Source organism: Paracoccus sp. BR5-17 (assembly GCF_055693925.1).
In genome coordinates this window covers 2252270-2275308 of record NZ_JBVFUV010000003.1, presented here as the reverse complement: position 1 = coordinate 2275308, position 23039 = coordinate 2252270, and the positions used below count along the sequence as shown (strand labels likewise).

At 68.3% G+C, this 23039-nt stretch carries 21 protein-coding genes and 1 pseudogene; 11 read left to right on the top strand and 11 right to left on the bottom strand.

Going from position 1 to position 23039, the window contains the following annotated elements; genetic code table 11:
* The first annotated feature begins 26 nt into the window (after window positions 1-26).
* Genes ACZ1HC_RS12765 through ACZ1HC_RS12755 form a run of 3 tightly spaced genes read left to right on the top strand, consistent with a single transcriptional unit; the run spans window position 27 to window position 1427 of the window.
* On the top strand, window positions 27-752 hold the full coding sequence (locus tag ACZ1HC_RS12765) for a heme ABC transporter permease (RefSeq protein WP_472700321.1): 726 nt from the start codon (window positions 27-29) through the stop codon (window positions 750-752).
* On the top strand, window positions 749-892 hold the full coding sequence (ccmD, locus tag ACZ1HC_RS12760; RefSeq protein ID WP_472700320.1) for a heme exporter protein CcmD: 144 nt from the start codon (window positions 749-751) through the stop codon (window positions 890-892). Before ACZ1HC_RS12765 ends, ccmD begins: the two co-directional genes overlap by 4 nt.
* The gene (locus ACZ1HC_RS12755) at window positions 885-1427 is read left to right on the top strand and encodes a DsbE family thiol:disulfide interchange protein (RefSeq protein WP_472700319.1); all 543 of its coding nucleotides are present in this window, start codon (window positions 885-887) and stop codon (window positions 1425-1427) included. The genes ccmD and ACZ1HC_RS12755 overlap by 8 nt, the downstream gene beginning before the upstream one ends.
* Window positions 1428-1448: 21 nt before the next feature.
* On the opposite strand, the gene ACZ1HC_RS12750 is transcribed toward ACZ1HC_RS12755, so the two are convergent.
* From ACZ1HC_RS12750 to ACZ1HC_RS12725, 6 genes and pseudogenes are all read right to left on the bottom strand, one after another.
* Window positions 1449-1808: a DUF2934 domain-containing protein gene (locus tag ACZ1HC_RS12750; RefSeq protein ID WP_472700318.1), complete on the bottom strand. Its 360-nt coding sequence runs from the start codon at window positions 1806-1808 to the stop codon at window positions 1449-1451.
* Window positions 1809-1828: 20 nt separating this feature from the next.
* A complete protein-coding gene (gene glgX / locus ACZ1HC_RS12745; protein WP_472700839.1) occupies window positions 1829-3904 on the bottom strand; it encodes a glycogen debranching protein GlgX in 2076 nt (691 codons plus the stop codon).
* A 123-nt stretch (window positions 3905-4027) separates the two neighbouring features.
* A pseudogene (locus ACZ1HC_RS12740) lies at window positions 4028-5053 on the bottom strand (sugar phosphate nucleotidyltransferase); the annotation flags it as partial.
* Between the two features lie 95 nt (window positions 5054-5148).
* Window positions 5149-7389, bottom strand: coding sequence for a malto-oligosyltrehalose synthase (treY, locus tag ACZ1HC_RS12735; protein ID WP_472700317.1), 2241 nt, complete (start codon window positions 7387-7389; stop codon window positions 5149-5151).
* Entirely contained in the window at window positions 7386-9098 is a 1713-nt protein-coding gene (gene treZ / locus ACZ1HC_RS12730; RefSeq protein ID WP_472700316.1) for a malto-oligosyltrehalose trehalohydrolase, read from the bottom strand. The genes treY and treZ overlap by 4 nt, the downstream gene beginning before the upstream one ends.
* Window positions 9099-9109: 11 nt before the next feature.
* Window positions 9110-9901: an SDR family oxidoreductase gene (locus tag ACZ1HC_RS12725; protein WP_472700315.1), complete on the bottom strand. Its 792-nt coding sequence runs from the start codon at window positions 9899-9901 to the stop codon at window positions 9110-9112.
* Window positions 9902-10364: 463 nt separating this feature from the next.
* Between ACZ1HC_RS12725 and ACZ1HC_RS12720 the strand changes: the two genes are divergently transcribed.
* Window positions 10365-10598, top strand: coding sequence for a hypothetical protein (locus ACZ1HC_RS12720; RefSeq protein WP_472700314.1), 234 nt, complete (start codon window positions 10365-10367; stop codon window positions 10596-10598).
* Here the strand turns inward: ACZ1HC_RS12720 and ACZ1HC_RS12715 are convergent.
* Window positions 10595-11230, bottom strand: a complete 636-nt coding sequence (locus ACZ1HC_RS12715; RefSeq protein ID WP_472700313.1) for a cysteine hydrolase family protein — start codon at window positions 11228-11230, stop codon at window positions 10595-10597. The two genes, ACZ1HC_RS12720 and ACZ1HC_RS12715, sit on opposite strands and share 4 nt — an antisense overlap.
* A 224-nt stretch (window positions 11231-11454) precedes the next feature.
* Between ACZ1HC_RS12715 and dinB the strand changes: the two genes are divergently transcribed.
* Window positions 11455-12534: a DNA polymerase IV gene (dinB, locus tag ACZ1HC_RS12710; protein WP_472700312.1), complete on the top strand. Its 1080-nt coding sequence runs from the start codon at window positions 11455-11457 to the stop codon at window positions 12532-12534.
* Between the two features lie 27 nt (window positions 12535-12561).
* Here dinB and aroQ read toward each other — a convergent pair whose 3' ends face one another.
* Complete coding sequence (gene aroQ / locus ACZ1HC_RS12705; protein WP_472700311.1) at window positions 12562-13008, bottom strand: type II 3-dehydroquinate dehydratase; 447 nt, start codon at window positions 13006-13008, stop codon at window positions 12562-12564.
* Window positions 13009-13235: 227 nt separating this feature from the next.
* Between aroQ and ACZ1HC_RS12700 the strand changes: the two genes are divergently transcribed.
* The 4 genes from ACZ1HC_RS12700 to ACZ1HC_RS12685 all read left to right on the top strand — a co-directional run bounded on the left by ACZ1HC_RS12700 (window position 13236) and on the right by ACZ1HC_RS12685 (window position 17027).
* On the top strand, window positions 13236-14864 hold the full coding sequence (locus ACZ1HC_RS12700; protein ID WP_472700310.1) for a Na/Pi cotransporter family protein: 1629 nt from the start codon (window positions 13236-13238) through the stop codon (window positions 14862-14864).
* A 124-nt stretch (window positions 14865-14988) separates the two neighbouring features.
* The gene (locus ACZ1HC_RS12695) at window positions 14989-15489 is read left to right on the top strand and encodes a YciE/YciF ferroxidase family protein (RefSeq protein WP_472700309.1); all 501 of its coding nucleotides are present in this window, start codon (window positions 14989-14991) and stop codon (window positions 15487-15489) included.
* A 187-nt stretch (window positions 15490-15676) separates the two neighbouring features.
* A complete protein-coding gene (locus tag ACZ1HC_RS12690; RefSeq protein WP_472700308.1) occupies window positions 15677-16102 on the top strand; it encodes a YsnF/AvaK domain-containing protein in 426 nt (141 codons plus the stop codon).
* Window positions 16092-17027, top strand: a complete 936-nt coding sequence (locus ACZ1HC_RS12685; protein ID WP_472700307.1) for a YsnF/AvaK domain-containing protein — start codon at window positions 16092-16094, stop codon at window positions 17025-17027. The genes ACZ1HC_RS12690 and ACZ1HC_RS12685 overlap by 11 nt, the downstream gene beginning before the upstream one ends.
* Window positions 17028-17072: 45 nt before the next feature.
* Here ACZ1HC_RS12685 and fni read toward each other — a convergent pair whose 3' ends face one another.
* Window positions 17073-18140: a type 2 isopentenyl-diphosphate Delta-isomerase gene (fni, locus tag ACZ1HC_RS12680; RefSeq protein ID WP_472700306.1), complete on the bottom strand. Its 1068-nt coding sequence runs from the start codon at window positions 18138-18140 to the stop codon at window positions 17073-17075.
* A gap of 66 nt (window positions 18141-18206) precedes the next feature.
* Here fni and ACZ1HC_RS12675 point away from each other — a divergent pair, with 66 nt between their 5' ends.
* Complete coding sequence (locus ACZ1HC_RS12675; protein ID WP_472700305.1) at window positions 18207-19166, top strand: polyprenyl synthetase family protein; 960 nt, start codon at window positions 18207-18209, stop codon at window positions 19164-19166.
* Window positions 19163-19699, top strand: a complete 537-nt coding sequence (locus tag ACZ1HC_RS12670; protein WP_472700304.1) for a sterol desaturase family protein — start codon at window positions 19163-19165, stop codon at window positions 19697-19699. Before ACZ1HC_RS12675 ends, ACZ1HC_RS12670 begins: the two co-directional genes overlap by 4 nt.
* On the opposite strand, the gene ACZ1HC_RS12665 is transcribed toward ACZ1HC_RS12670, so the two are convergent.
* Window positions 19631-20548 (bottom strand): phytoene/squalene synthase family protein, encoded by a 918-nt coding sequence (locus tag ACZ1HC_RS12665; RefSeq protein WP_472700303.1) that lies wholly within the window; start codon window positions 20546-20548, stop codon window positions 19631-19633. The two genes, ACZ1HC_RS12670 and ACZ1HC_RS12665, sit on opposite strands and share 69 nt — an antisense overlap.
* Complete coding sequence (crtY, locus tag ACZ1HC_RS12660) at window positions 20545-23034, bottom strand: lycopene beta-cyclase CrtY (RefSeq protein ID WP_472700302.1); 2490 nt, start codon at window positions 23032-23034, stop codon at window positions 20545-20547. The genes ACZ1HC_RS12665 and crtY overlap by 4 nt, the downstream gene beginning before the upstream one ends.
* Window positions 23035-23039 lie beyond the last annotated feature (5 nt).

Here is a 23039-nt window from a genome sequence, read left to right as displayed (position 1 = left end):
AGGCCCGCCGACGCTAGGGGAATGCCATGTCGATCTGGGAATACGCCAACCCCGTCAAGTTCATGCGCGCATCCGGCGCGATCCTGCCCTGGGTCGCGGCGGGGGCGGCGGTCTGCACGGTCACGGGGCTGGTCTGGGGGTTCCTGACCCCCGAGGATTTCCGCCAGGGATCGACGGTGAAGATCGTCTTCCTGCACGTGCCGGCCGCGATGATGGCCATCAACATCTGGGTGATGATGCTGATCGCCAGCCTGATCTGGCTGATCCGCCGCCACCATGTCAGCGCCCTGGCCGCCAAGGCCGCGGCGCCCGTCGGCGCGGTGATGACGGTGATCGGGCTGCTGACAGGCGCCGTCTGGGGCCAGCCGATGTGGGGCACCTGGTGGGAATGGGATCCGCGGCTGACCAGCTTCCTGATCCTGTTCCTGTTCTACGTCGGCTATATCGCCCTGTGGTCGGCGATCGAGGATCCCGACAGCGCCGCCGACCTGACCGCCGTCCTGTGCCTGGTGGGATCGGTCTTCGCGTTGCTGTCGCGTTATGCCGTGTTCTTCTGGAACCAGGGCCTGCATCAGGGGCCCAGCCTCTCGGTCCAGCCCGGCGAACGGATGAGCGCGGTCTATCGCTATCCGCTGTATCTGACGATGCTGGGGTTCGGGCTTCTGTTCCTGGCGCTGCTGCTGGTTCGCACCCGGACCGAGATCCGCAAGCGCCGCCTGGCCGCGCTGCAAGCAAGGGAGATGCGCGCATGATCGAGTTGGGACGTTACGCGGGCGCCGTCCTGGGCGCCTATGGGCTGTCGCTGGCGCTGCTGGTGGGGCTGATCTGGCAGACGCTGGCCGCCAACGCCCGCGCGCGCCGCGCCCTGGAAAGGCAGGAACATCGTGGCTAGGATCTCGCCCCTGGTCGCCGTGCCGCCCGTCGCCTTCGCGGCCCTGGCAGCGCTGTTCCTGTGGGGGATGGGACGGGACGATCCCAACGGCCTGCCCTCGGCCATGGTAGGCCGGCAGGCGCCCGCGGTGCCGCAGACGACCTTGCCGGGCAAGACGCAGCTAACCGACGAGATGCTGCGCCAGCCGGGGGTGAAGCTGGTGAACTTCTGGGCCAGTTGGTGTCCGCCCTGCCGGGCCGAGCATCCGACCCTGACGGAGCTTTCGGCCACCCTTCCGGTCTACGGCGTCGATCTTCGCGACACGGACGCCAATGCCTTGGCCTTCCTGAACGACGGGGGCGACCCCTTCGCGGCCATCGCGACCGATCCGACCGGCCGGGGGGCCATCGACTGGGGCGTGACGGCCCCACCCGAAACCTTCATCATCGACGGGCAGGGACGCATCCTGCACCGTCACGCAGGCCCGCTTGTGCGCGAGGATTATACCAACCGCTTCCTGCCAGAGCTTGAGAAAGCCCTGGCTGCGGAAGACTGATCCAGCCCTGCGGCCCCGGAGTCAGGGACCGTCGTTCAGATAGGACGTGGATTCCGACGTGCTGCCGGTGCCGGATTTCGCTGCCTTGGCCGAGGATTTCCCCGCGGTCTTGCGGCCGGCCTTGGCGGGCTTGGCGGGCTTCGCGGCGGCCGTCTGCTGCGCGTCGCCGCCGGTCTGGCTGTCGCCCGCGTTACCGGCTTCGCCGGACTGCGAATCGCTCCCGGACGTTTCGCCCTGCGACGTGCCGCCGTTTTCGCTGTCCTCGCCCAGTTCCTGTTCGGCCTGGCTCCAGTGGTGGGCGTCGCGCCCCTCGGGGCGGCCTTCGCTTTCCCAGATCTCGTGGGCGCGCTGCCTGATGCGTTCCTGACGATCCTGATCCATGTCGATCCTCCTCTTCTCGTTTAGGCGTCGGTCTTTCCGCCACGGACAAGACCCATGACGGACTGCCAAGGCAAGCCCATTGTGCCGCTGACCTGCCGGTCCACGGCAACCTCGTCGGACGAGGTGTCGATGCGCTGCGTCCATTCCCCTTCGGGCAGGGCAAATTCGGCATCGTCCCCGGCGTTGAGCAGGATCAGCAGTTCGGTGCCGTCCGGGCAGATCTCGTGCAGCCCCAGGCAACGCAGTTCGCCATCCTGCCAGTCGCCTTCCTCCATCGCGCCGCCACGCGGATGCAGCCATTCGAAGACGGGCTGGCGCCCTTGCGCGTCGCCGGGTCCGGCTGCAAAGCGGGATTGCGACAGGGGATGGTCGCGGCGGAAGGCCGCCAGGGCCGCGACGGCGACCTGCACTTCCTCGCGCGCCTTGTCCCATTCCAGCCAGCTGATCTCGTTGTCCTGGCAGTAAGCGTTGTTGTTGCCGTTCTGGGTGTTGCCCAGGTCGTCGCCGGCCAGGATCATCGGCACGCCCTGGCTCAGCATCACGGTCGCCAGCATCCCGCGAACCCGGCGGATGCGGGCCTGGATGATGCCCGCGTCCTCGGTATCGCCCTCGGCGCCCATGTTGTCGGACAGGTTGTTGTCGTGGCCGTCGCGGTTGTCCTCGCCGTTGGCGTCGTTGTGCTTGTCGTTGTAGCTGACGGTGTCCCACAGGGTGAAGCCGTCATGGGCCGCCACGAAGTTCACGCTGGAGGTCGCGGGCCGGTGGCTGTGGTTGAACTGCACGGGCGACCCCGACAGCCGTTCCGCGATGGCGGGCAGCAGCCCCGGATCGCGGCGCCAGAAGGCGCGGGTGTCGTCGCGGAACTTGTCGTTCCATTCGCGGAACGGCCAGCGATAGCCGCCGACCTGATAGCCGCCTTCGCCGATGTCCCAGGGTTCGGCGATCAGCTTGACACCCGACAGCACGGGATCCTGGCGGATCGCGTTGAAGAACGACCCGTCGCGTTCGAAGCCCTGCGCCTCGCGTCCCAGCGTCGAAGCAAGGTCGAAGCGGAAGCCGTCCACATGCATCGACTCGACCCAGTAGCGCAGCGAATCCATGACCATGCGCAGCACCATCGGATGCGCGACGTTCAGCGTGTTGCCGGTGCCGGTCGTGTCGAAGCCGTGCCGCGGGTTGTCGGGCGACAGCAGATAGTAGGACGCGTTGTCGATGCCGCGGAAGGACAGCGTCTGGCCCAGTTCGTTGCCTTCGGCGGTGTGGTTGTAGACCACGTCCAGGATCACCTCGATGCCGGCCTTGTGCAGCTTGCGGATCGCCTCCTTGACCTCGCGGATCTGGCCTGACTTCAGGTAGGGCGCATGGGACGCGAAGAAGGACAGGGTGGAATAGCCCCAATAGTTCGACAGGCCCTTTTCCACCAGGTAGCGGTCGTTGGCGAAGGCGTGGATCGGCAGCAGTTCGATGGCCGTGACGCCAGTGCGAAGCAGATGCTCGATCACCGCGTCGCTTCCCAAGCCCCGGAAGGTGCCGCGGTCGGCTTCGGGAACGCCCGGGTGAAGCTGGGTCAGGCCCTTGACATGGGCCTCGTAGATCATCGTGCTCTGCCAGGGGGTGCGGATCGCCCGGTCGGTGTCCCAGTCGAACTTGGCGTCCACGACCACCGCCTTGGGCATGAAGGGCGCGCTGTCGCGGGTATCGAAGGTCAGGTCGTCCTCGCCCACGGTATAGCCGTGCAGCGCGTCGTCCCACTGGATCTGCCCGCGCAATTCCCGGGCATAGGGGTCCAGAAGCAGCTTGTTGGGGTTGAAGCGGTGGCCCTGTTCAGGCTCGTAGGGTCCGTGGACGCGATAGCCATAGACCTGTCCCGGCTGGATCCCCGGCAGGTAGCCGAACCAGACCCCGCCTTCCATGTCCGGCAGTTCCAGCCGGTGCAGCTCCTTCTCGCCGGCCTTGTCGTAAAGGCACAGCTCGACCTTGGTGGCATGGTCCGAATAGAGGGCGAAGTTCGTGCCCTCGCCCAGGAATTCGGCGCCCAGGATGTCGGGGCGGCTGACAGACAGATCGAAAGCCGGAGCCTGACCGTTATCACGCATAATGTTATTGACCTCAGGCGACATCGCGCGACTGCAGCGCAGCGCGGGGGTTACGTGGAGAGAGAACGGGACGCGCAGCGCCTCGCGGCGGTCCAGCATGGCTCGGGTGATCAGGACGGTTCCCTTGTCGCGACGGAACCACAGGTTGTCCTCGTCGGGGTCCTCGCCCACGACCAGCCCGGCAGGGACCCGCGTGCCGGGCGCCAGAATGCAGCGCGTCAGCCGGGCCGAAGCGGGCACCAGCGCACCCGGCATCGCCACGCTGCCGCGGCCCAGATGCCATTCGGACAGGGTGGACATCCGCGGCAGGCGGGCCGGCTGATGCTGGCCGATGAAGTCCAGATGCGACAGACGCAGCGCCTCCAGGGTGCCGACATCGCGCCAGTAGGCGTGGCCCGCCGGACCCGCCGGCAGGCGATAGGCGACGGCCTGGCCCTGTGCCACGGCAGCGGGGATCACCTCGTTTCCGAAATCCAGCACGGCAAGGTCCTGGCCGAACAGCGCGTCGCGAAGCCAGGCCGCCTCGAAGACATAGATCCCCATCGAGACGAGCGCGTTGTCGGGGTCGCCCGGGATGGCGGGCGGTTGCGCCGGCTTTTCCTGGAACGCCAGGATCCTGCCGCCGGCATCGGTCTGCATCACGCCGAAGCCGCTGGCCGCCGTGACCGGGACGACATCGACCGCCACCGTCACGGCCGCGCCCGACGCCTTGTGCGCCGCGATCAGCGGGGCATAGTCCATGTCGTAGATATGATCGGCGGCCAGCACCAGGACCTGATCCGACCCCCATTCCTGAACCTGCGTCCAGTTGTGACGCACCGCGTCGGCCGTCCCCTGATACCGGTCGCGACCGTCGCTGAGGATCAACGCGCCGGGTTCGAAATGCCCGCCCCACCGCGCAGGCAGATGGCCGTGCAGCGTGGCCGGGGCGAACTGGGTCGCCACGACCAGGCGATCCAGGCCCGACCTGACGACGTTCGCCATCGCGAAGTCCACGATCCGGTTGCGCCCCGCAAAGTGGATGGCGGGCTTGCTTTCGGCGGCCGTCAGGTCGTGCAGCCGGGTGCCCTTGCCGCCCGCCAGAAGGATCGTGGCGACGTTCGTGTGCGCGTTCTTCTTCAGGGCGGGCTGGGACTGCAAAGCTGACACCGGTGCGATCCTTCGTTCGGAGAGGCAAACCGCGGCGCAGGCGGTCTGCTTACCAAACTGAAACAACGCGTGATTGTTCCGCGGATCATCATTTGTTAACCCTGTTCGCCTAGCCCCGAAAGCTTCACCCCGACCCAGCTTCCGTCCGCGAAATCCCTCGACAGGTCAGCGCCTTGCGCCGGGTTCCCCGTCTGCCGGAAATCGACGATGATCTGCCCGCCGGCGCCCTCCCGGACCAGGCGGAGGGTGCTGTCCTCCATCTCGACACGGGCTGTCGCATCGCGCAGGAAATCCGCGTGGGACCGGCGCAGGGCCAGCAACTTCCGTGTCCAGTGCAGCTTGCTGTCCGGCCTGTCGGGCTGCGCCGCAAGCGCCGTCCAGTCCACGGGAAGGCGGTTGTCGGGATCGGTCAGCGCCAGCAAGCCGCCTTCGTCGCCGCGGTAGATGTCGGGAAAGCCCGGCATCAGCATCTGGATCGCAAGCTGCGCGAAGGACAGCGCCTCTCCGCGTTGCAGCAGCGATTGCAGGGCGGGGGACGATCCTGCCTGCCATTCCCGCAGCAGGTCGCGGGCAAAGGACTTCGCCGCGGTTTCGGTGGCTTCGTCGGGGTTGGTCCAGAAGCTTGTCAGCTTGGCCTCGCGCATGGCCTTCTCGATGTGCTGGTCCACCCGGTCCGCGACCCTGTCGGCCTGCCCGTCCCAGATGGCGAGGGCGGATTGGACGATGTACCACTGCCACCGCGGCTCGACCTTGTTGGCCGAGGGAAGGGCGGCCGCCGCCTGGAACAGCGCCTGGAAGTCCTGGGGCAGATGGCTGATGGCGACCAGCCGCATCCGCGAATCCGCCGACCGCTTGGTGTCGTGGGTCGAGACCAGCGTCATGTCGGCCGGCCGCCGGGCATTCAGGAAGGCGTTCGCGTGATCGGCGGTCACGGTGGGTTCGTCGGGTTCCGCGCCGACCTCGTTGGCGGGAAGGTAGCGCGTCCAGCGGAAGCCCGCGGTATCCTCTTGCGCCTTGGCCAGAAGGGCGCCCGACACCTGCTGGAAGCGGCGCACGAAGGCGCGCGCGGGCTGGCTGTCGGGGTTCAGCATCAGCCCGGCCAGCAGATCGACCACCGCCCGGTCGCGCACCCCCTTCGCGGCTTCCTCGGCGATGGCCTGCAGAAGCTCGCGATCCTCGGCACCGGGCTTGTCGGTGACATAGGTGCGATAGCGCGGCGTCGCGACCAGCAGCGCCGTCACCGCCTCGCGCAGCGATTCGGGACCGGGTTCGGCAAGCGCGGAACCCTGCGCGGCCACTGCGGCCAGGTCCGCAAGCTGACGCCGTTCGGCGGCCAGTTCGTTGTCCAGGATGTCAAGCTTGGCCTGGCGCAGCTCGTCGCGGAACGCGCTGGCGATGCCGGTGGACTGGCGCCAGATGCCGTCCAGCGTCTCGATCCCCGCCGGATCGGTCAGAAGCTGGGCGATCAGCCGCGCCGCCTCGTAGCCGGTGGTGCCGGCGGTCGGCCAGCCGTTAGGGAGGGTCTCGTCGCCCACCAGGATCTTCTCGACCCAGATCGGGGTGTCGGGAAGCGCCTCGTGCAGCCATTGCAGATAGGTCGCCGGATCGGCCAGCCCGTCGATGTGGTCCACCCGTAGGCCCTGGACCCGTCCGCTGCGGACAAGGTCGAAGATCAGGCTGTGGGTGTCGTCGAAGACCGCGCGATCCTCGACGCGCATCCCGATCAGGCTGGTGACGTTGAAGAACCGCCTGTGGGTGATGCCGTCGCGTTCAAGCGCGTAATGAACCAGCCGCCAGTGCTGGGTTTCGTGCAGGGCGCGCAGGTCGTCGGTGGGGGCCTGGGCGTCGGCCAGGGGCACCGCGACCTCGCCGAAGCGCCACATGCCGTCTTTCACGCTGAAGGCGCCGTCGGCCAGCATCTTCTCGAACGGCTCGGGCAGGAAGGGCAGCACCAGCGGCCCGGCCTCCCAGTCGATGTCGAAGTGCCGGGCATAGCGGCTGTCCTTGCCATGCTTCAGGACATCCAGCAGCCAGGGGTTTTCCAGGGTGAAGGCGGTGTGGTTCGGCACGATGTCCAGGATGATCCCCAACCCCTTCTCGCGCGCGGCTGCGGCCAGCCGGTCGAAGCCCTCGGTCCCGCCAAGCGCCGGGTCGATCCGGGTCGGGTCGGTGATGTCATAGCCGTGGGTCGAACCCGTGGTCGCCAGGAAGATCGGCGAGAGATACAGGTGCGAGACGCCCAGATCCGCCAGATAGGGCAGGATCCGGACCACCTGTTCGAAATCGACCCCGTCGCGCATCTGGATCCGGTAGGTCGCCGTGGGAATGTTGCTCATGTTAACCTTGCATTGACGGAAAGGGCAAAGGGATCGCGGCCGATCTGGCCCAGCGAGAATCCCGCGTCTTCAAAAGGCTTCAGGGCCGGTTCGGCCTGACCCAGCGACAGGCGCAGGTTCAGCGTTCCGACCGTAAAGAACCAGGTCGCCTCGGCCGAGGCCGGGCCGTGGCGCGTGACCTGCGCGGGCTGGCTGCGGCCGCTTTTCAGCAGCGGCACGACATGGTCATGTCGGAAGGCGAGGGCGCGGGCGGTCAGATCCAGCCATTCCGCCGCGTTGGCGTCCTGCTGCCAGTCCAGCTTGGACCGGGCGAAGGTCTCGGGGGCCAGCGGGTCGGGAACCTTGGATCCCAGGCTGGCGATGCCGGCAAATTCGGCGGCCCGCCCCTCGCGGACGGCCTTGGCCAGGTCGCCCTCGAAATCGGCGAAGAACAGGAAGGGCGTGGTCGCGCCCCGTTCCTCGCCCATGAAGATCATCGGGATGTAGGGCGCGGTCAGCAGCAGGGCATAGGCCGTCTTGACCCCTTGGGGATCGGCCAGCGACAGCAGCCTTTCGCCCAGGGCGCGGTTGCCCACCTGGTCGTGGGTCTGGGTCGAGTTCACGAAGCCCGTGGGCGGCAGATGCCCGCAGGGCTCTCCGCGCGGTTCGTCGCGGCCGGAACGGGGCTGACCTTCCTCGACATGGCCGCGCGACAGCGCCAGGCACAGGTCGCCGAAGGGATCCTGCGCGAAGCTGGCGTAATAGCTGTCCGATTCGCCGGTCAGATGGACATGGACGGTGTGGTGGAAGTCGTCGTTCCAGCTGGCGTCATAGCCGTTCTCGCGCAGGAAGCGTTCGTTGCGCTCGTCCTCGACGATCAGGTGGATGGCGCGGCCGGGATCGACCGCGCGAACGCGCCGGGCGAACTCGGTCATGAAGTCGTTGGCGCCCGGCCCGCTGATCTGGTGGACCGCATCCAGCCGCAGCCCGTCAAGGCGATAATCGCCGATCCAGTATTCGGCGCACTGGATCCAGTATTCGCGCACGGCGGGTTGCGAGAAGTCGATGGCCGCGCCCCAGGGGGTATGGCGGGATTCGTCGAAGAAGGGCGGCGCGACCTGGTGCAGGTAGGCGCCTTCGGGGCCGAAGTGGTTCATCACCAGATCCAGGATGACCATGATGCCCAGCGAATGGGCGCGATCGACGAAGCGGCGCAGGTCGTCGGGCGTGCCGTAGGCCGGGTGCAGCGCATAGGGCAGCACGCCGTCATAGCCCCAGCCGCGATCCCCCTGCCACTGGCCCAGGGGCATCAGCTCGACCGCAGTGATGCCCAGGCGGGCCAGTTCCTCCAGCTTTTCCGCGGCGGCCCCGAGGGTGCCCTGCGGGGTGAAGGTGCCAAGATGCATCTCATAGATCACCGCCTCGGCCCAGTCGCGGCCTGTCCAGCCGTCGCGGTCCCGGTCGGCGGCCGGGGCCACGACCACCGACGGCGCGTGGACATCGCCCGACTGCAACCGGCTGGCCGGATCGGGGATCTCGGTCCCGTCCACCCGCAGCAGATAGGTGTCGCCCGGCCGGGCAGGGACCGTGGCCGTCCGGAAGCCCTCGCAATCCGGCGTCATCGGATGATCCTGCCCGTTCAGGATCAGCGACACCTCGGACGCCTTCGGCGCCCAGATGCCGATCGTCCACCCCGCGTCGGACCAGCGTCCGCCCCAGTCATGCGCCATGGTTCGCGTCCTCACATCAAGGGTTTGCCGCCGGTCACGGCGATCGTCGTGCCCGAGACGTAGCTGGACATCGGTTCGGCCAGCATGACGTAGGCCGAGGCGAGTTCCACCGGCTGGGCGGGTCGTTTCATCGGGTAGTTCGCGCCGAACTGGGACACCTTCTCGGGTTCCATGCTGGCGGGGATCAGCGGGGTCCAGACCGGCCCCGGGGCCACGGCATTAGCCCGGATCCCGCGCTCGGCCAGCATCTGCGCCAGGCCCATGGTGAAGTTCTGGATCGCGCCCTTGGTGGTGGCATAGGCCAGCAGGTTCGGGCTGGGGGTGTCCGAATTGATCGAGGCGGTGTTGATGATCGCGCTGCCCGGCCGCATGTGCGGGACGGCGGCCTTGGTGAGGTAGAACATCGCGTCGATGTTGGTGGCGAAGGTGTGGCGCCACTCCTCGTCGGGGATTTCCTCGATGCTGTCGAAGGTCCGCTGGTGGGCGGCGTTGTTCACCAGGATGTCGATCCTGCCGAATGTCTCGGCGGTCTCGGCGATGATCCTGCGGCAATGGGCGGCGTCCGAGATGTCGCCCGGAAAGGTCAGGCATTCGCGCCCCGCGTCGCGGACCAGTTGCGCGGTGGATTCGGCGTCCTCGCTTTCGTTCAGATAGGACAGCGCCACGTCCGCGCCTTCGCGGGCATAGGCGATGGCCACGGCGCGGCCGATGCCGCTGTCGCCGCCGGTAATGATGGCCTTCATCCCCTCCAGCCGGCCCGCGCCGCGCCAGCTTTCCTCGCCGTGGTCGGGCCTGGGGTCCATCTTCTGAAAGCTGCCGGGCAGTTCCTGCTGCTGCTTGGGGAAGGGGGCTTGGGATAATCACGCATCGTGCGGCCTCGCAGTCTGAAGGGAGGGTCGGTGTCGCGGCCAGGCCGCCTCCTCAGAACCGCCGGAACGCGATCGGGTTTCCGCCTTGCTGTTTATCAGCCGGAAGAAGGCGCGCGCGCTGCGGAACAACTGCCGCCGCGACTTCGTTTGATCCCCGAACCAAGACGGAGCGATGACATGCGCAACAGCGATATTTTGATAGCGGCGGGGGGTTCCTGCTGGTCGGCGGGCTGGTCGCCCGGGCCTGCAGCAACACCTGGTCGTCGAACCCCCGCTATGTCCGTTCCGCGGGCCGCGAGGAAATGTCCGCGCCCCCGCGCGACTGGGACCGCGTCGACGAGGCGGTGGACGAGATCCTTCCCCGCCAGCGACCCCCCTGCGACCTATTGATCCGGTCATGGCCCAGGACGCCCAGCTGATCGCCTACAAAGCTTTGGTCGAGGCCCTGCCCGGCCTGCTGTCCCCCGACGCGCGGCAGGCGGTCTGCGACTGGCTGGCCGAACGGCAGGTCATGCGCGACGGACAAGAGGATCCCGGCGCCGTGATCGTCGAGGGGATGGAGCTGGACCTGGCGATCGCCGAAACCTACCGCAGGATCGCCGACAGCCTGGACTGCCCGCCGCCCGGCTAGGCCAGGGCGGCGATCAGGCTGTTCGTCTCGACCATCTCGATCTGCTGGCCGAAACGCTTGGCATACATCTCCATCGCCGCGTCGTGGGTGTCGTCGGCGGACGAACAGACCGCATCCGACACCACGATCACCCGATAGCCCAGATCGACGGCGCCGATCACCGCCGCCAGAAGGCAGACGTCGGTTTCCCCGCCGGTCATCAGGATGGTGTCGATCCGGTCCTGTTGCAGCAGACCGTGCAGCCTGCCGTCCATCCAGGGCGAATACACCGGCTTGTCGAAGATCCGCGCCGGCGGCACATGAATCTCAAGTTCCGGCAGAAGCCGCAGCAGATCCGGGTCCAGTGTCGAGCGCAGCATCTGCGGCCACTTCTCGTAATAGCGCCGCCAGCTTCCCGGCGCGTCGTCCAGGCTTTGCGGGGTGATGAAGCGCGTGAACACCGTGCGGTCAGGCATCCGTTCGACCAGGTGACAGATGTTGGGCAGGACGCGGCGCAGCCACTCCACCTCCCAGTCCGAGCCCTTGTCGAACAACCGCTGCATGTCGATGCACAGGTGGATCGTCCGCTCTCCGGGCGGGCCATAGGTCAGGCCTTCGTTTACCTTGCCGGTTCCGGGATCCTGGAATGCCATTCTGTTCCCCAATGGTGGCTTCGGCACCAGAACCGCCGCCGCGGCAGGAAGTTTCCGCATTCCGCGCCGATGAACATTTGTTCGCCCGGCCCGGCGGGTCCGGTCCTTCATGTTCCGGCTTTGTTTCCGGCCCGGCCTTGGCTAATATTGACCGGGACAACGTCAGGAGACGCGGCAGGCCGATGGCGGACGGCGGGAAGGGTGCGGAAGGCAGGGACCACGAGGTGATCCGCAAGATCATCCATGTGGACATGGACGCCTTCTACGCCTCGGTGGAACAGCGCGACAACCCCGACCTGCGCGGCAAGCCCGTGGCCGTGGGCGGAGCCGCCGAGCGCGGGGTGGTCGCCGCCGCCAGCTACGAGGCCCGGGCCTTCGGCGTGCGGTCCGCCATGGCCTCGGTCACGGCCAGGCGGCGTTGTCCCGGCCTGATCTTCGTGAAGCCGCGGTTCGAGGTCTATCGCGCCGTCTCCCAGCAGATCCGCGAGGTCTTTGCCGAACATACCGACCTGATCGAGCCGCTTTCGCTGGACGAAGCCTATCTGGACGTGACCCGGAACAAGCAGGGCATTGTCCTGGCCACCGACATCGCGCTGATGATCCGCGACCGGATCCGGCAGGTGACTGGGCTGAACGCGTCCGCTGGGATTTCCTACAACAAGTTCCTGGCCAAGCTGGCCAGCGACCTGAACAAGCCGAACGGGCAGGCGGTCATCCCGCCCGCGCGCGGGCCGTCCTTCGTGGCCGAACTGCCGGTCCGCAGGTTCCACGGCATCGGCCCCGCCACCGCCGCCCGGATGGAGCGGCTGGGCATCGTCACCGGCGCCGACCTGCGCGCCCGTTCCGCCGACGACCTGCGCCGTCACTTCGGCAAGGCCGGGGACTGGTACTACGGCATCTCTCGCGGGATCGACCACCGCCCGGTCGAGCCGCACCGGATCCGCAAGTCGGTGGGGGCCGAGGATACCTTTGCGGCTGACATCTTCGATCTTCCCCAGGCCCGGCGCGAGATCGCCGGCCTGGCCGACAAGGTCTGGCGGGCCTGCGAGGGCAAGGGCCTGACGGGCAGGACCGTGACGCTGAAGGCCAAGTATGCCGATTTCCGGCAGATCACCCGCAGCCGCACCCTGGCCGGCCCGGTGCGGGACGCGGACGATCTTCAGGCCGTGGCGGCGGGACTGCTGCAACCGCTGTTCCCGGTGGACCGGGGCCTGCGCCTGCTGGGCGTCACCTTGTCCTCGCTGGAGGCTGCCGACGAGGCGGCGGCACGGCAACTGACGCTGGGCCTGCCCGGGCTGGGCTGAGGGCGATCCCTGGCCCATCAGGCGGCGTCATGCGCCGGTGCCGATCAGCGTCGCGACCCGGCGCAGCGCCAGCCCGTAGCCCTGGGTTCCGCAGCCCGCGATCACGCCATCGGCGCGCAGGCTGACATAGGAATGGTGGCGGAAGGCTTCGCGCTTGTGCACGTTCGAGATATGGACCTCGATCACCGGGCCTTCAAACGCGTTCAGCGCGTCCAGGATCGCGACCGAGGTATGGGTATAGGCGGCCGGATTGATGACGATGCCCGCGCCGTCCTCGCGCGCCTGGTGGATCCAGTCGATGATCCGGCCCTCGCAGTTCGATTGCAGAAAGCGTGTCTGCACCCCCAGTTCGGCCGCCAGCGCCGCGCAATCGCGCTCGACATCCGCCAGCGTCTCGGACCCGTAGATCTCGGGCTGGCGCCGGCCCAGCAGGTTCAGGTTCGGACCGTTCAGGATATAGACAAGCTTCGGCATGGATGGACCTTCGGATCATGGACGGCCCGGCGGCACGATGCCGGGCGCCGGGCGGGCTGTTTTCCGGTTAAAGCCCATTCCCGCGCCGTGGTGAAGCGGGGGCAGGCGGCAAGGGCGCAGGCGGCCCAGGCTTCGGGCGCCGCCCGCCGGTCTTGGAAAGTTTTAGGCAGGTCATAGATTGGCAAGGCCAAGGGGGCGTGCTTCCCTGAACGGGAAAAGGGGGTGGCATGACGTCGCTGATGATCATCCTGCAACTGGGCGGTGCCGTGGCCTTGCTGCTGTTCGGCCTGAACCTGGTGCGCGACGGCGTTACCGAAGGCTTCGGCATCCGCCTGCGGATGGCCTTGGGCGTCAGCACGCGCAGCGGCCCGGGCGCCTTCCTTGCGGGACTTGCGGCGACGCTTGGCCTGCAATCCTCGACGGCCACGGCCTTGCTGACAGCATCCTTCGTGGACCGCGGCATGATCCGGGGGCGGATGGCGCAGATCGTCCTGCTGGGCGCGAATGTCGGGACCGCGCTGACGGCGCTGGTCGTCTCGGCAGGGGTGGGGGCCATCGCGCCGGCGCTGCTGCTGGGGGGATACGGCCTGTCCAGGCGCGCGAAGCCCCTTTGGGCGGGGACCGGGCGCGCGCTGATCGGGATCGGGCTGATGCTGCTGTCGCTGTCCTTGCTGGACCACGCGGCCGCGCCGCTGCGCGAATCACCCCTGCTGGCGGCCTTCCTGCCGATGCTGGATCAGGCCTGGCCGGTGGCGCTGCTGCTCTCCGCCGCGCTTGCCTTTGCCTGCTCGTCGTCGCTGGCGGCGGTTCTGCTGGTGCTGTCGCTGGGGCTGCCGGCCGGGCTGACGGTGGTGCTGGTGCTGGGCGCCAACCTGGGCGGGGCCGTGGTGCCGGTTATGCTGACGGCCGGCCTGGGCGCGCCGGCCCGGCGGGTGGCCGTGGGCAACCTGGTGATCCGCGCCCTGGGCTGCCTGGTCGCGCTGCCCTTCGCCGGGTGGATCGGCGCCGCGCTGCAACAGGCGCCCCTGTCCTGGACCGGCCTCGCGGTCGAGGCGCATCTGGCCTTCAACCTCGCGCTGGCGCTGGCGATCTGGCCCTTCACCGGCTGGCTGGCCGCCGCCCTGGAACGGTTCGTCGCCACGGATGAGGACGGCGCCGAGCCCGGCCCCCACTGGCTGGACGAGGCCGCCCTGCAAACCCCGGTGCTGGCGCTGGCCGGCGCCGCGCGCGAGGTGCTGGCGATCGGCGACACGGTGGAACGGATGCTGGCCCAGACGCGGCTGGCCTTCCAGCAGAACGACCCCGCCCCGCTGGCCGAGGTCGCCGAACTGGAACGGCGCGTGGACCGCCGCCAGCAAGAGGTGAAGACCTACCTCTCGCGCCTGGGCAACCAGGCCACCGAGGACGAGCGCCGGCGCGCGATCACCATCCTGGACTATGTCATCAACCTGGAACATGTAGGCGACATCATCGACAAGGGCCTGGCCCCCGAGGTGCGCAAGAAGATCGGGCTGGGCCTGCGCTTTTCCGAACCCGGCTTCGCGGAACTGGACCGGATGTTCGTGATGTCGCAGGAAAACCTGCGGATGGCGCAGACCGTCTTCATGACGCGTGACCGCGACATGGCGCGCCGCCTGATGGAACTGAAGGTGGACATCCGCAAGCTGGAGCGGCAGTCGGCGCAGCGCCACCTGTTCCGCCTGCGCGAAGGGCTTGCAGCCAGCCGCGACACCTCGTCGCTGCACCTGGACATCCTGCGCGACCTCAAGCGGATCAACGCCCATCTCACCTCGGTCGCGCATCCGATCCTGGACGAGGACGGGTTGCTGTTCGAAAGCCGCCTGCGGAGCGGGTGACGCCCCGGCTAATAAATGTCAACTTCGCCCCGGAAGCGGGGAACGGTCGCCGCCCAGGGCGGTTGTGAAGGCAATGCCACGGCCGGACCTCTCTGGCCCGAGGCGATCAACCAAGGAGTTTCCCATGCCCGACCAGACGCTTGACACGCTGTTCCACGAAACCCTGAAGGACATCTACTACGCCGAGCGCAAGATCACGCAGGCGCTTCGCAAGATGGCCCGCGCTGCCCAGCACGAGGAGCTGAAGGCCGCCTTCGAGACCCATGAACAGGAAACCCAGGGGCAGATCGAGCGCCTGACCCAGGTGTTCGATCTGATCGGCAAGCGCCCGCGCGGCAAGACCTGCGACGCCATCGAAGGCATCATCGCCGAGGGCCAGGAGATCATGGAGGAATTCAAGGGCAGCCCGGCGCTTGATGCGGGGCTGCTGGCTGCCGCCCAGGCGGTCGAGCATTACGAGATCAGCCGCTATGGCACGCTGAAGGCCTGGGCCGAGGTTCTGGGCATGACGGATGCCGTCAGGCTGCTGGACGAGACGCTGCAGGAAGAAAGCGCCACCGACGAGAAGCTGACCGGGCTTGCCCAGTCCGTCATCAACGCCGCCGCGACCGACAAGGCCGCCTGACTTTCCCCTTCACGACCACCCGTTGCGGCGGCCCGGATGCCCGGGCCGCCTTTTTGCTGCGGCGGCTCCGGGCATTCGGCGAAGGTGCGCCGGCGGCTCAGGTCGCGCCGTCGTGAATGAACATCGCTCGGGGGGGCGGGTTGTCCTCATGCCTGATCGGCGCCGGGGATCAATGAAGGAAACCTCAATGCCGGACGATCCTAAGCCTGATGTCATCCCTCTGGTCGAGGAACAGGTGTCGCTGGCCCGGCAGACGGTGCTGACCGGCCGGGTCCGCATCGCCACCCGGACCGAGACCGTGGAGCATCGCCTTCCCGCCGATCTTTCCAGCGAGGAAGTCGAGGTGGTGCGGGTGCCGGTCGATCGACGGATCGACAGCGTCCCCGAGACGGTGACCGAAGGCGACCTGACCATCATCCCGGTGGTCGAGGAGCGGCTGGTCGTGACGCGCGAGCTGTATCTCCGAGAGGAGGTCCATGTTCGGCGCGTCAGGCGGCACGAAACCGTCGAGATCCCGGCGCAGACCCGCCGCCAGACCGTCCACATCGAACGGATCCCCGCGGACGACGGTCCCCCATACCCCAACAGCAAGGACGATTCTGATGACCTATGACAACGAAGTGGGCGCCAGCAGCGCGCAGCAGCTTGGCACAACCGGCAGTTCCTCTCTGTCGGCGATGTTCGACAGCCGGGACGACGCGCAGCGTGCGGTGGACAGGCTTGTGCAGGCCGGGATCCCGATGACGCATATCCGCATGGTGTCGGGCGGATCGGACATGCCCGCCGACGGCACGGGCCAGGGCAAAAGCTTCTGGGACACGCTGGGCGACTTCTTCTTCCCCGAGGAAGATCGCCATGCCTATGCCGAGGGCCTGTCGCGCGGCGGCTATCTGGTGACGGTCACGGGACTGGGCGCGGCCCATCACGACATCGCCCTGGACATCCTGGACGACGAAGGCAGCATTAATCTGGACGAACGCACGGAAAGCTGGCGGTCCGAGGGTTGGGGCGGCTACGAGCCCCGGGACGAGGGCCGTGCCGCCGGCGGGGCCTCGGGGACCGCAAGCATCGCACCGGTCACGCCCGGCGCTGCGCAAGGCATGTCCCAGGGCTATGCCGCGTCGGCCGGCGACAGCGACGAGCAGACGATCCCCGTGGTCGAGGAGCGGCTGCGCCTGGGCAAGCGCGACACCAGCCACGGCCGCGTGCGCGTCCGCGCCTACACGATCGAGGAACCGGTCAGCGAGAGCATCGACCTTCGCGAGGAGCGGGTCGAGATCGAGCGCCGCCCGGTGGATCGCGCCGTGACCGGCACCGAAGATGCCTTTCGGGACCGCACGCTGGAGGCCGAGGAATACCGCGAGGAGGCGGTGGTCCAGAAGGAAGCCCGCGTGGTCGAGGAAATCGGCCTGCGCAAGACAAGCCAGACGCATCACGAGACGGTATCGGACACCGTCCGCCGCACCGAGGTCGAGATCGACGACCAGCGCGACATGCTGGCGGATGCGCGCGGCGATCGCGGCGGCCGGCCAGTCTGATCCGACGGCATCGGGATGAACGGCGCCCGGAAGGGCGCCGTTTTTTCATGCGGGGGTCTGCAGGCGCGCCCGGCGCAGGGCCGACAGATCGGCGCTGCCGGTGCAGAAGCAGGCGGTCCGCAACTGCCGCAGGACGATGTCCAGTTGCCGCGCAAGCGCATCCGGCCCGTCGATGGCGGACGCCAGGACCGCGCCGGCCAGCGACACCACATCCGCGCCCAGCCGGATGGCGCGGGCCGCGTCCAGCCCCGTGACAATGCCCCCCGATCCGATGATGGTCGCCTGCGGCGCCGCCTGCCGCGCCCCGCGGATCGCGTCGGCGGTGGGGATCCCCCAGCCGGCGAAACAACCCGCCACCTGCGCCGCGTCGGGATCGGTGGCCCGCGCGGCCTCGACCCGCGCCCAGTCGGTGCCGCCCGCGCCCGCGACGTCGAAGGCGGTGACGCCCTCGGCCGCGAGACGGGCTATCACCGATGCGGACAGGCCCGCGCCCACCTCTTTCACCACGACCGGCACCGGAAGGTCGCGCGCCAGGGCGCCGATCTTGGCGGCAAGCCCGCGCCAGTCGCGGTCGCCCTCGGGCTGGACGGCCTCTTGCAGGGGGTTCAGGTGCAGGATCAGCGCCGAGGCGCCGATCGCTTCCACCGCGCGCAGCGCCTGATCGCGGCCGAAGCCCCGGTTCAGTTGCGCCGCGCCGAAATTGGCAAGGATGGGAATGTCGGGCGCCAACCGGCGCAGGCTTTCGTCAAGGCCCGCGGCCTCGCCCCCCTCGATCATGACGCGCTGCGAACCGACCGCCAGGGGCAGGCGCAACCGCTGGCAGACCTGCGCCAGGGCGCTGTTGATCGCCCCGGCCCGGCGCGGGCCGCCAGTCATCGACCCGATCATCACAGGGGCGTCAATCTGGTGGCCAAGGAATCTGGTGGACAAATCCACCTCGTGCCACGAAACTTCGGGCAGGGCGACGTGTTCGAACCGGACCGTCTCCAGCCCCGTCGTTACTGTTGCGCGTGCCTGCCCGGCAAGCACGACGTCCAGATGCTGTTCTTTCCGAGAGGTAAGTGTGAGACCCGAGTCATTGTCTTTTCCCAGCGACGGATCGGTATGGGTCATGCAAGTCAGCCCTTGTCGTTTCGCACTGTGCCTGCTTGCACAACGCCCCCTGTGAAGGACAGTCTCATGCACCAGCAGGCGATAGACAAGGCGAAGCCCGTCCCCTCGTGTTCTGAAAGCCAGTCGGATTTCGTGCGCCAGCTTGATGCCCGCATCACGCGCCACCTGTCGCAGCTGTCCCCGGCGCCCGCCCGCCTGATCGACGCCGCCAGCGACGCGATGGGCAGCGGCAAGCGGCTGCGGCCCTATCTGCTGCACCTGGTGGCGGGCGAGGCCGCCGACCGCGACGCGGTGCTGGACATGGCGGTGGCGCTGGAAATGGTGCATACGGCCTCGCTGATCGTGGACGATCTGCCGTCGATGGACAACGCCCAGTTGCGCCGCGGCCGGCCCACCACCCACGCCCGCTTCGGCGAGGCGACGGCGATCCTGACGGCGATCGGGCTTCTGAACCACGCCATCTCGATCGCGAACGGCATTTCGGGTCTGGGGGACGGCCACAGGGGCACGCTTGTGGCGATCCTGTCGGGGGTGATGGGCTGGCACGGGCTGGTGGCCGGGCAGGAACTGGATCTGAACGGCTTTTCGGACCGGGACGACATGGCCCAGGCGCCGCTTGACCGCATTACCAGGATCAACGCGCTCAAGACCGGGGCGCTGCTTTGCGCGGCGGTCGAAGCGGGCGCGATCCTGGGAGGGCGGCCCGACGCCCAGCGGGGCCTGCTGCGCCGCTTCGGCGAGGATCTGGGGCAGGCCTTCCAGATCGCCGACGACCTGATCGACCTGCTGTCGGATGCGGCGGTGACGGGAAAGGACTGCGGCAAGGATTCCGGCAAGGAAACCTTCCTGGCCGTCTTCGGCCCCGAGGAGGCGCTGCGCCGCTGTCGCGGGCTGCTGGCCTCGGCCGATGCGGCGCTTGTCGGGGCGGGGCTGTCGCCGGAACCCTTCCGCAGCATGATCGACGCCATCTTCACGCCGATGCTGGACCGCGTGCCGCAGGCCCAGCCGATGAGTGCCGCCCGATGAGCTGGATCGCACCCCTGCTGATCGTCGTCCTGACCGTCGCCGCAATGGAGGCGGTCGCCTGGTGGACGCACAAGTACATCATGCATGGCTGGGGCTGGGGGTGGCACAAGTCCCATCACGAACCCCATGACGGCGGCTTCGAACTGAACGACCTCTATGCCGTGGTCTTTGCCGCCGTCTCGATCGGCCTGTTCTGGTGGGGGCAAAGCTGGTGGCCCGCCACCTGGCTGGGCGCCGGCATGACGCTTTACGGGATCCTGTATTTCATCGCCCATGACGGGCTGGTGCACAAACGCTGGCCCTTCACCTACATCCCGCGAAAGGGGTACCTGAAGCGCCTGTATCAGGCGCACCGGCTGCATCACGCAGTGGACGGGAAGGAGGGCTGCGTCAGCTTCGGCTTCATCTACGCGCCGCCGGTCCCGAAGCTGGTCCGGGAACTGGACCGCAACAAGGCCGCCCGCTCAGGGCCTGATGTAAAGCCCGTCGCGGCTGACGGCGGCAGCCCGGCGGCGTGGCGCCAGAACGGTTGATCCGACCGCGGCGGCGGCCAGCCGCAGCTTCTCGGACCGGGTGGTGGACAGGCGCCCCTTCCAGGCATCGGGGCCCTGGGCGCGCAGCCTGACCCCGATCTGGCGATAGATGTTGCGCGCCGCGGCGATCGCCAAGGCGGGGCGGCGTGGCAGGGCGGCGATGCCGACATCGGCGCTGCGGTAATAGATCTCGGCATCGTCCAGCAGGCGCAGGGCGACCCGGTGCAGGGCCGGGCGTTGCGACAGGTCGTCGGGATCGACGGCCTCGATTCCTTCGGCGCGCAGCAGGTCGCGGGGCAGATAGACCCGCCCGATCCGCGCGTCGTCGATCACGTCGCGGGCGATGTTGGTCAGCTGGAAGGCAAGCCCCAGGTCGCTGGCGCGGTCCAGCACCGCCTCGTCCCGCACGCCCATGATCCGCGCCATCATCACCCCCACGACCCCCGCCACGCGGTAGCAGTATTCCAGCAGGTCGCGCGTGGAATGATAGACCTGTCCGTTCACGTCCATCGCGAAGCCGTCCAGCAGCTCGTCGACATGGCGGTGCGGGATGTCGCGCGCGGCCACCACGCGGGCCAGGCCGGCATACACCGGCGCCGCCGCATCGCCGCGCAGCGCCCGGTGCGTCAGGTCGCGCAATTCGGCCAGGCGCGCGGCAGGGTCGCCCGAGGCCTGGGCGGCGAAGCCGGCTTCCTGCCCGTCGATCACGTCGTCCGCGTGGCGGCACCAGGCGTAAAGCATCACGCAATCCTCGTGCATGCCCCGCGGCAGGAAGGTCGAGGCCATCGCGAAGCTTTTTGACCCCTTGGCGATGGACTGCCGGGCCTGATCCAGCGTCGCGTCGGTCATGCCCGTTCCCCGATCATCAGCGAGGCCGTCGCCTCGGCCGATCCGACAACGCCGGGGATGCCGGCGCCCGGATGGGTGCCCGCGCCGACGATATACATGTTCTGCAAACGCTCGTCGCGGTTGTGGGGGCGGAACCAGGCGCTTTGGGTCAGGATCGGCTCGATCGAGAAGGCCGAGCCCAGATGCGCGTTCAGTTCGGTCTTGAAGTCCTGGGGCGTGAAGTGGCGGACGGTCATCAGGTCGCGGCGCAGGTTCGGGATATAGCGCGCCTCGAGGTAGTCCAGGATCCGGTCGCGATAGGCTTCGGCCGCCTTGTCCCAGTCCATGTCCACGGTCCCCAGATGCGGCACGGGGGCCAGGACGTAATAGGCGCTGCATCCTTCGGGAGCCAGGTCGGGGTCCGTCACCGACGGCGCGTGCAGGTAAAGCGAGAAGTCATCGGCCAGTTGCCTGCCGCCGAAGATCTCTGCGATCAACTCGCGATAGCGGGGGCCGAACAGGACCATGTGATGACGCAATTCGGGGCGCAGGCCGCGCAGCCCGAAATAGATCACGAACAGCGACATGGAATGGCGCTTCCTTGCCAGCCTGTCGCCCTTCGGATCGTTCAGCAGGCTGCGATAGGTGTGGACCACATCGGCATTGCTGGCGATCATGTCGAAGGCGTGGCGCTGCCCGCGCGCATGGACGGCGGTGGCGCGGTTGCCTTGGGTCTCGATCCGGTCCACGGGGCTGTTCAGGTGGATCGTGCCGCCCAGGTCCTGGAACAGACGCACCATGCCCGCCACCAGGGCGCCGGTGCCGCCCTTGGCGAACCAGACCCCGCCTTGGCGTTCAAGCGCGTGGATCAGCGCATAGATCGACGAGGTGGTGAACGGGTTGCCGCCCACCAGCAGCGTGTGGAAGCTGAAGGCCTGACGCAGGCGCTCGTCGCTGATGTGGCGCGCGACCATTGCGTGGACCGACCGCCAGGCCTGCAGCCGTGCCAGTTGCGGGGCGGCGCGGATCATGTCGGAAAAATGCAGGAAGGGCACCGTGCCCAGCTTTTCATATCCCTCGCGGTAGACGTCGCGGGAATAGGCCAGGAAGCGGCGATAGCCTTCCACGTCGGCGGGGTTGATCGCCTGGATCTGGCGTTCGATCGACGGCTGGTCGTCGGCATAGTCGAAGACCGTCCCATCCTCCCAGCACAGGCGGTAGAAGGGCTCGACCGGCAGCAGGGTCACGTGTTCTGCAATGTCGCGGCCCGACAGGCGCCACAGCTTCTTCAGGCATTCGGGATCGGTGATGACCGTGGGACCCGCGTCGAAGGTGAAGCCCGCGTCGTGATAGACATAGGCCCGCCCGCCGGGCTTGTCGCGCTTTTCGAAGACGGTGGTGGCGATGCCGGCGCTTTGCAGGCGGATGGCAAGCGCAAGGCCGCCAAGGCCCGCGCCGATGACGGCGGCCGTCTTGCCGGGAGTGTGTTTCATGCAGGCTTCACCTTCAGGGCTTCGGGCAGGCAGCGCAGCGCGCGCCCGACGGGGACGGGCGGGCGGCCCGTCAGGATGCGGGCCTTGTCGGCCAGGGTGGCTTGCCCGGCGTAGAACCGTTCGATCAGCGGTTCCGGCAGGCGATAGAAGCGTTCCATCACGCGGCGCCGTTCGTCGGGGGCGGCGGCCTCGAACAGCATCCGCGACAGCAGCCGGTAGAAGCCTTGAGCCCCGGCGTCGTCCAGCGAGATCGCGGCGCAGGGCCCTGGCCAGGGCTTGCGGACCCTGACGCCAGTGCCGCGCCACCAGATCGGCGCTGCGGACCGCATGGGGCAGGCTGTATCCCGTCAGCGCGTGAAAGCGCATCGCCCGCAGGCCGATGGCGGGAACTTCTGCCGGCAGGGCGCGCCAGAAGGCCTGGGCGTCGAAGCGCAGCGCGATCGGCAGGACGCCGCGTTCCTCGCGGTCGACCTGGGCGATCTGCCAGCCCTGGCCTGCGGCATAGTCCGCGATGGCCGCGCGCTGTTCGGCTGCGGACAGGGCGGCGCCGTCCGAGTAATAGGTGGCCTCGATCAGCAGCCGGCGGTCGTCGAACGGCAGAAGATAGAAGAAGCGATAGCCGTCGCGCTGCGGCACGGTGGCGTCCATGATGACGGGCCGGGTCAGGCCGTGGGACGCGGCCAGTCGCACCTCCTGGCCCAGGAACTTCTGGAAGCGCACCTCCATCGCCGGGTGGGGCGCGAAGCCCCGCGCGTCGATCGCGAAGTCGCCCTGGATGCGCCGGCCGTCCGCCAGCGTGACGCCCCGCCCGTCGACAGAAACAACACGGCCGGTCACGCGCGTCACGCCGGGCGTCGCCGCAAGCGCGGCCCCCAGGCTGGCCGCGTCCAGCGAGGCATAGCCCGACCGCAGCCGCCGCCCATAGCCGGGAAAGCGCACGTCCTGCCCGTCCCAGGCCTGGCAGAATCGCGGGCCGCAGCCAGATCCGCTGGTCGGGATTGATGTCGCCGTCATGGAAG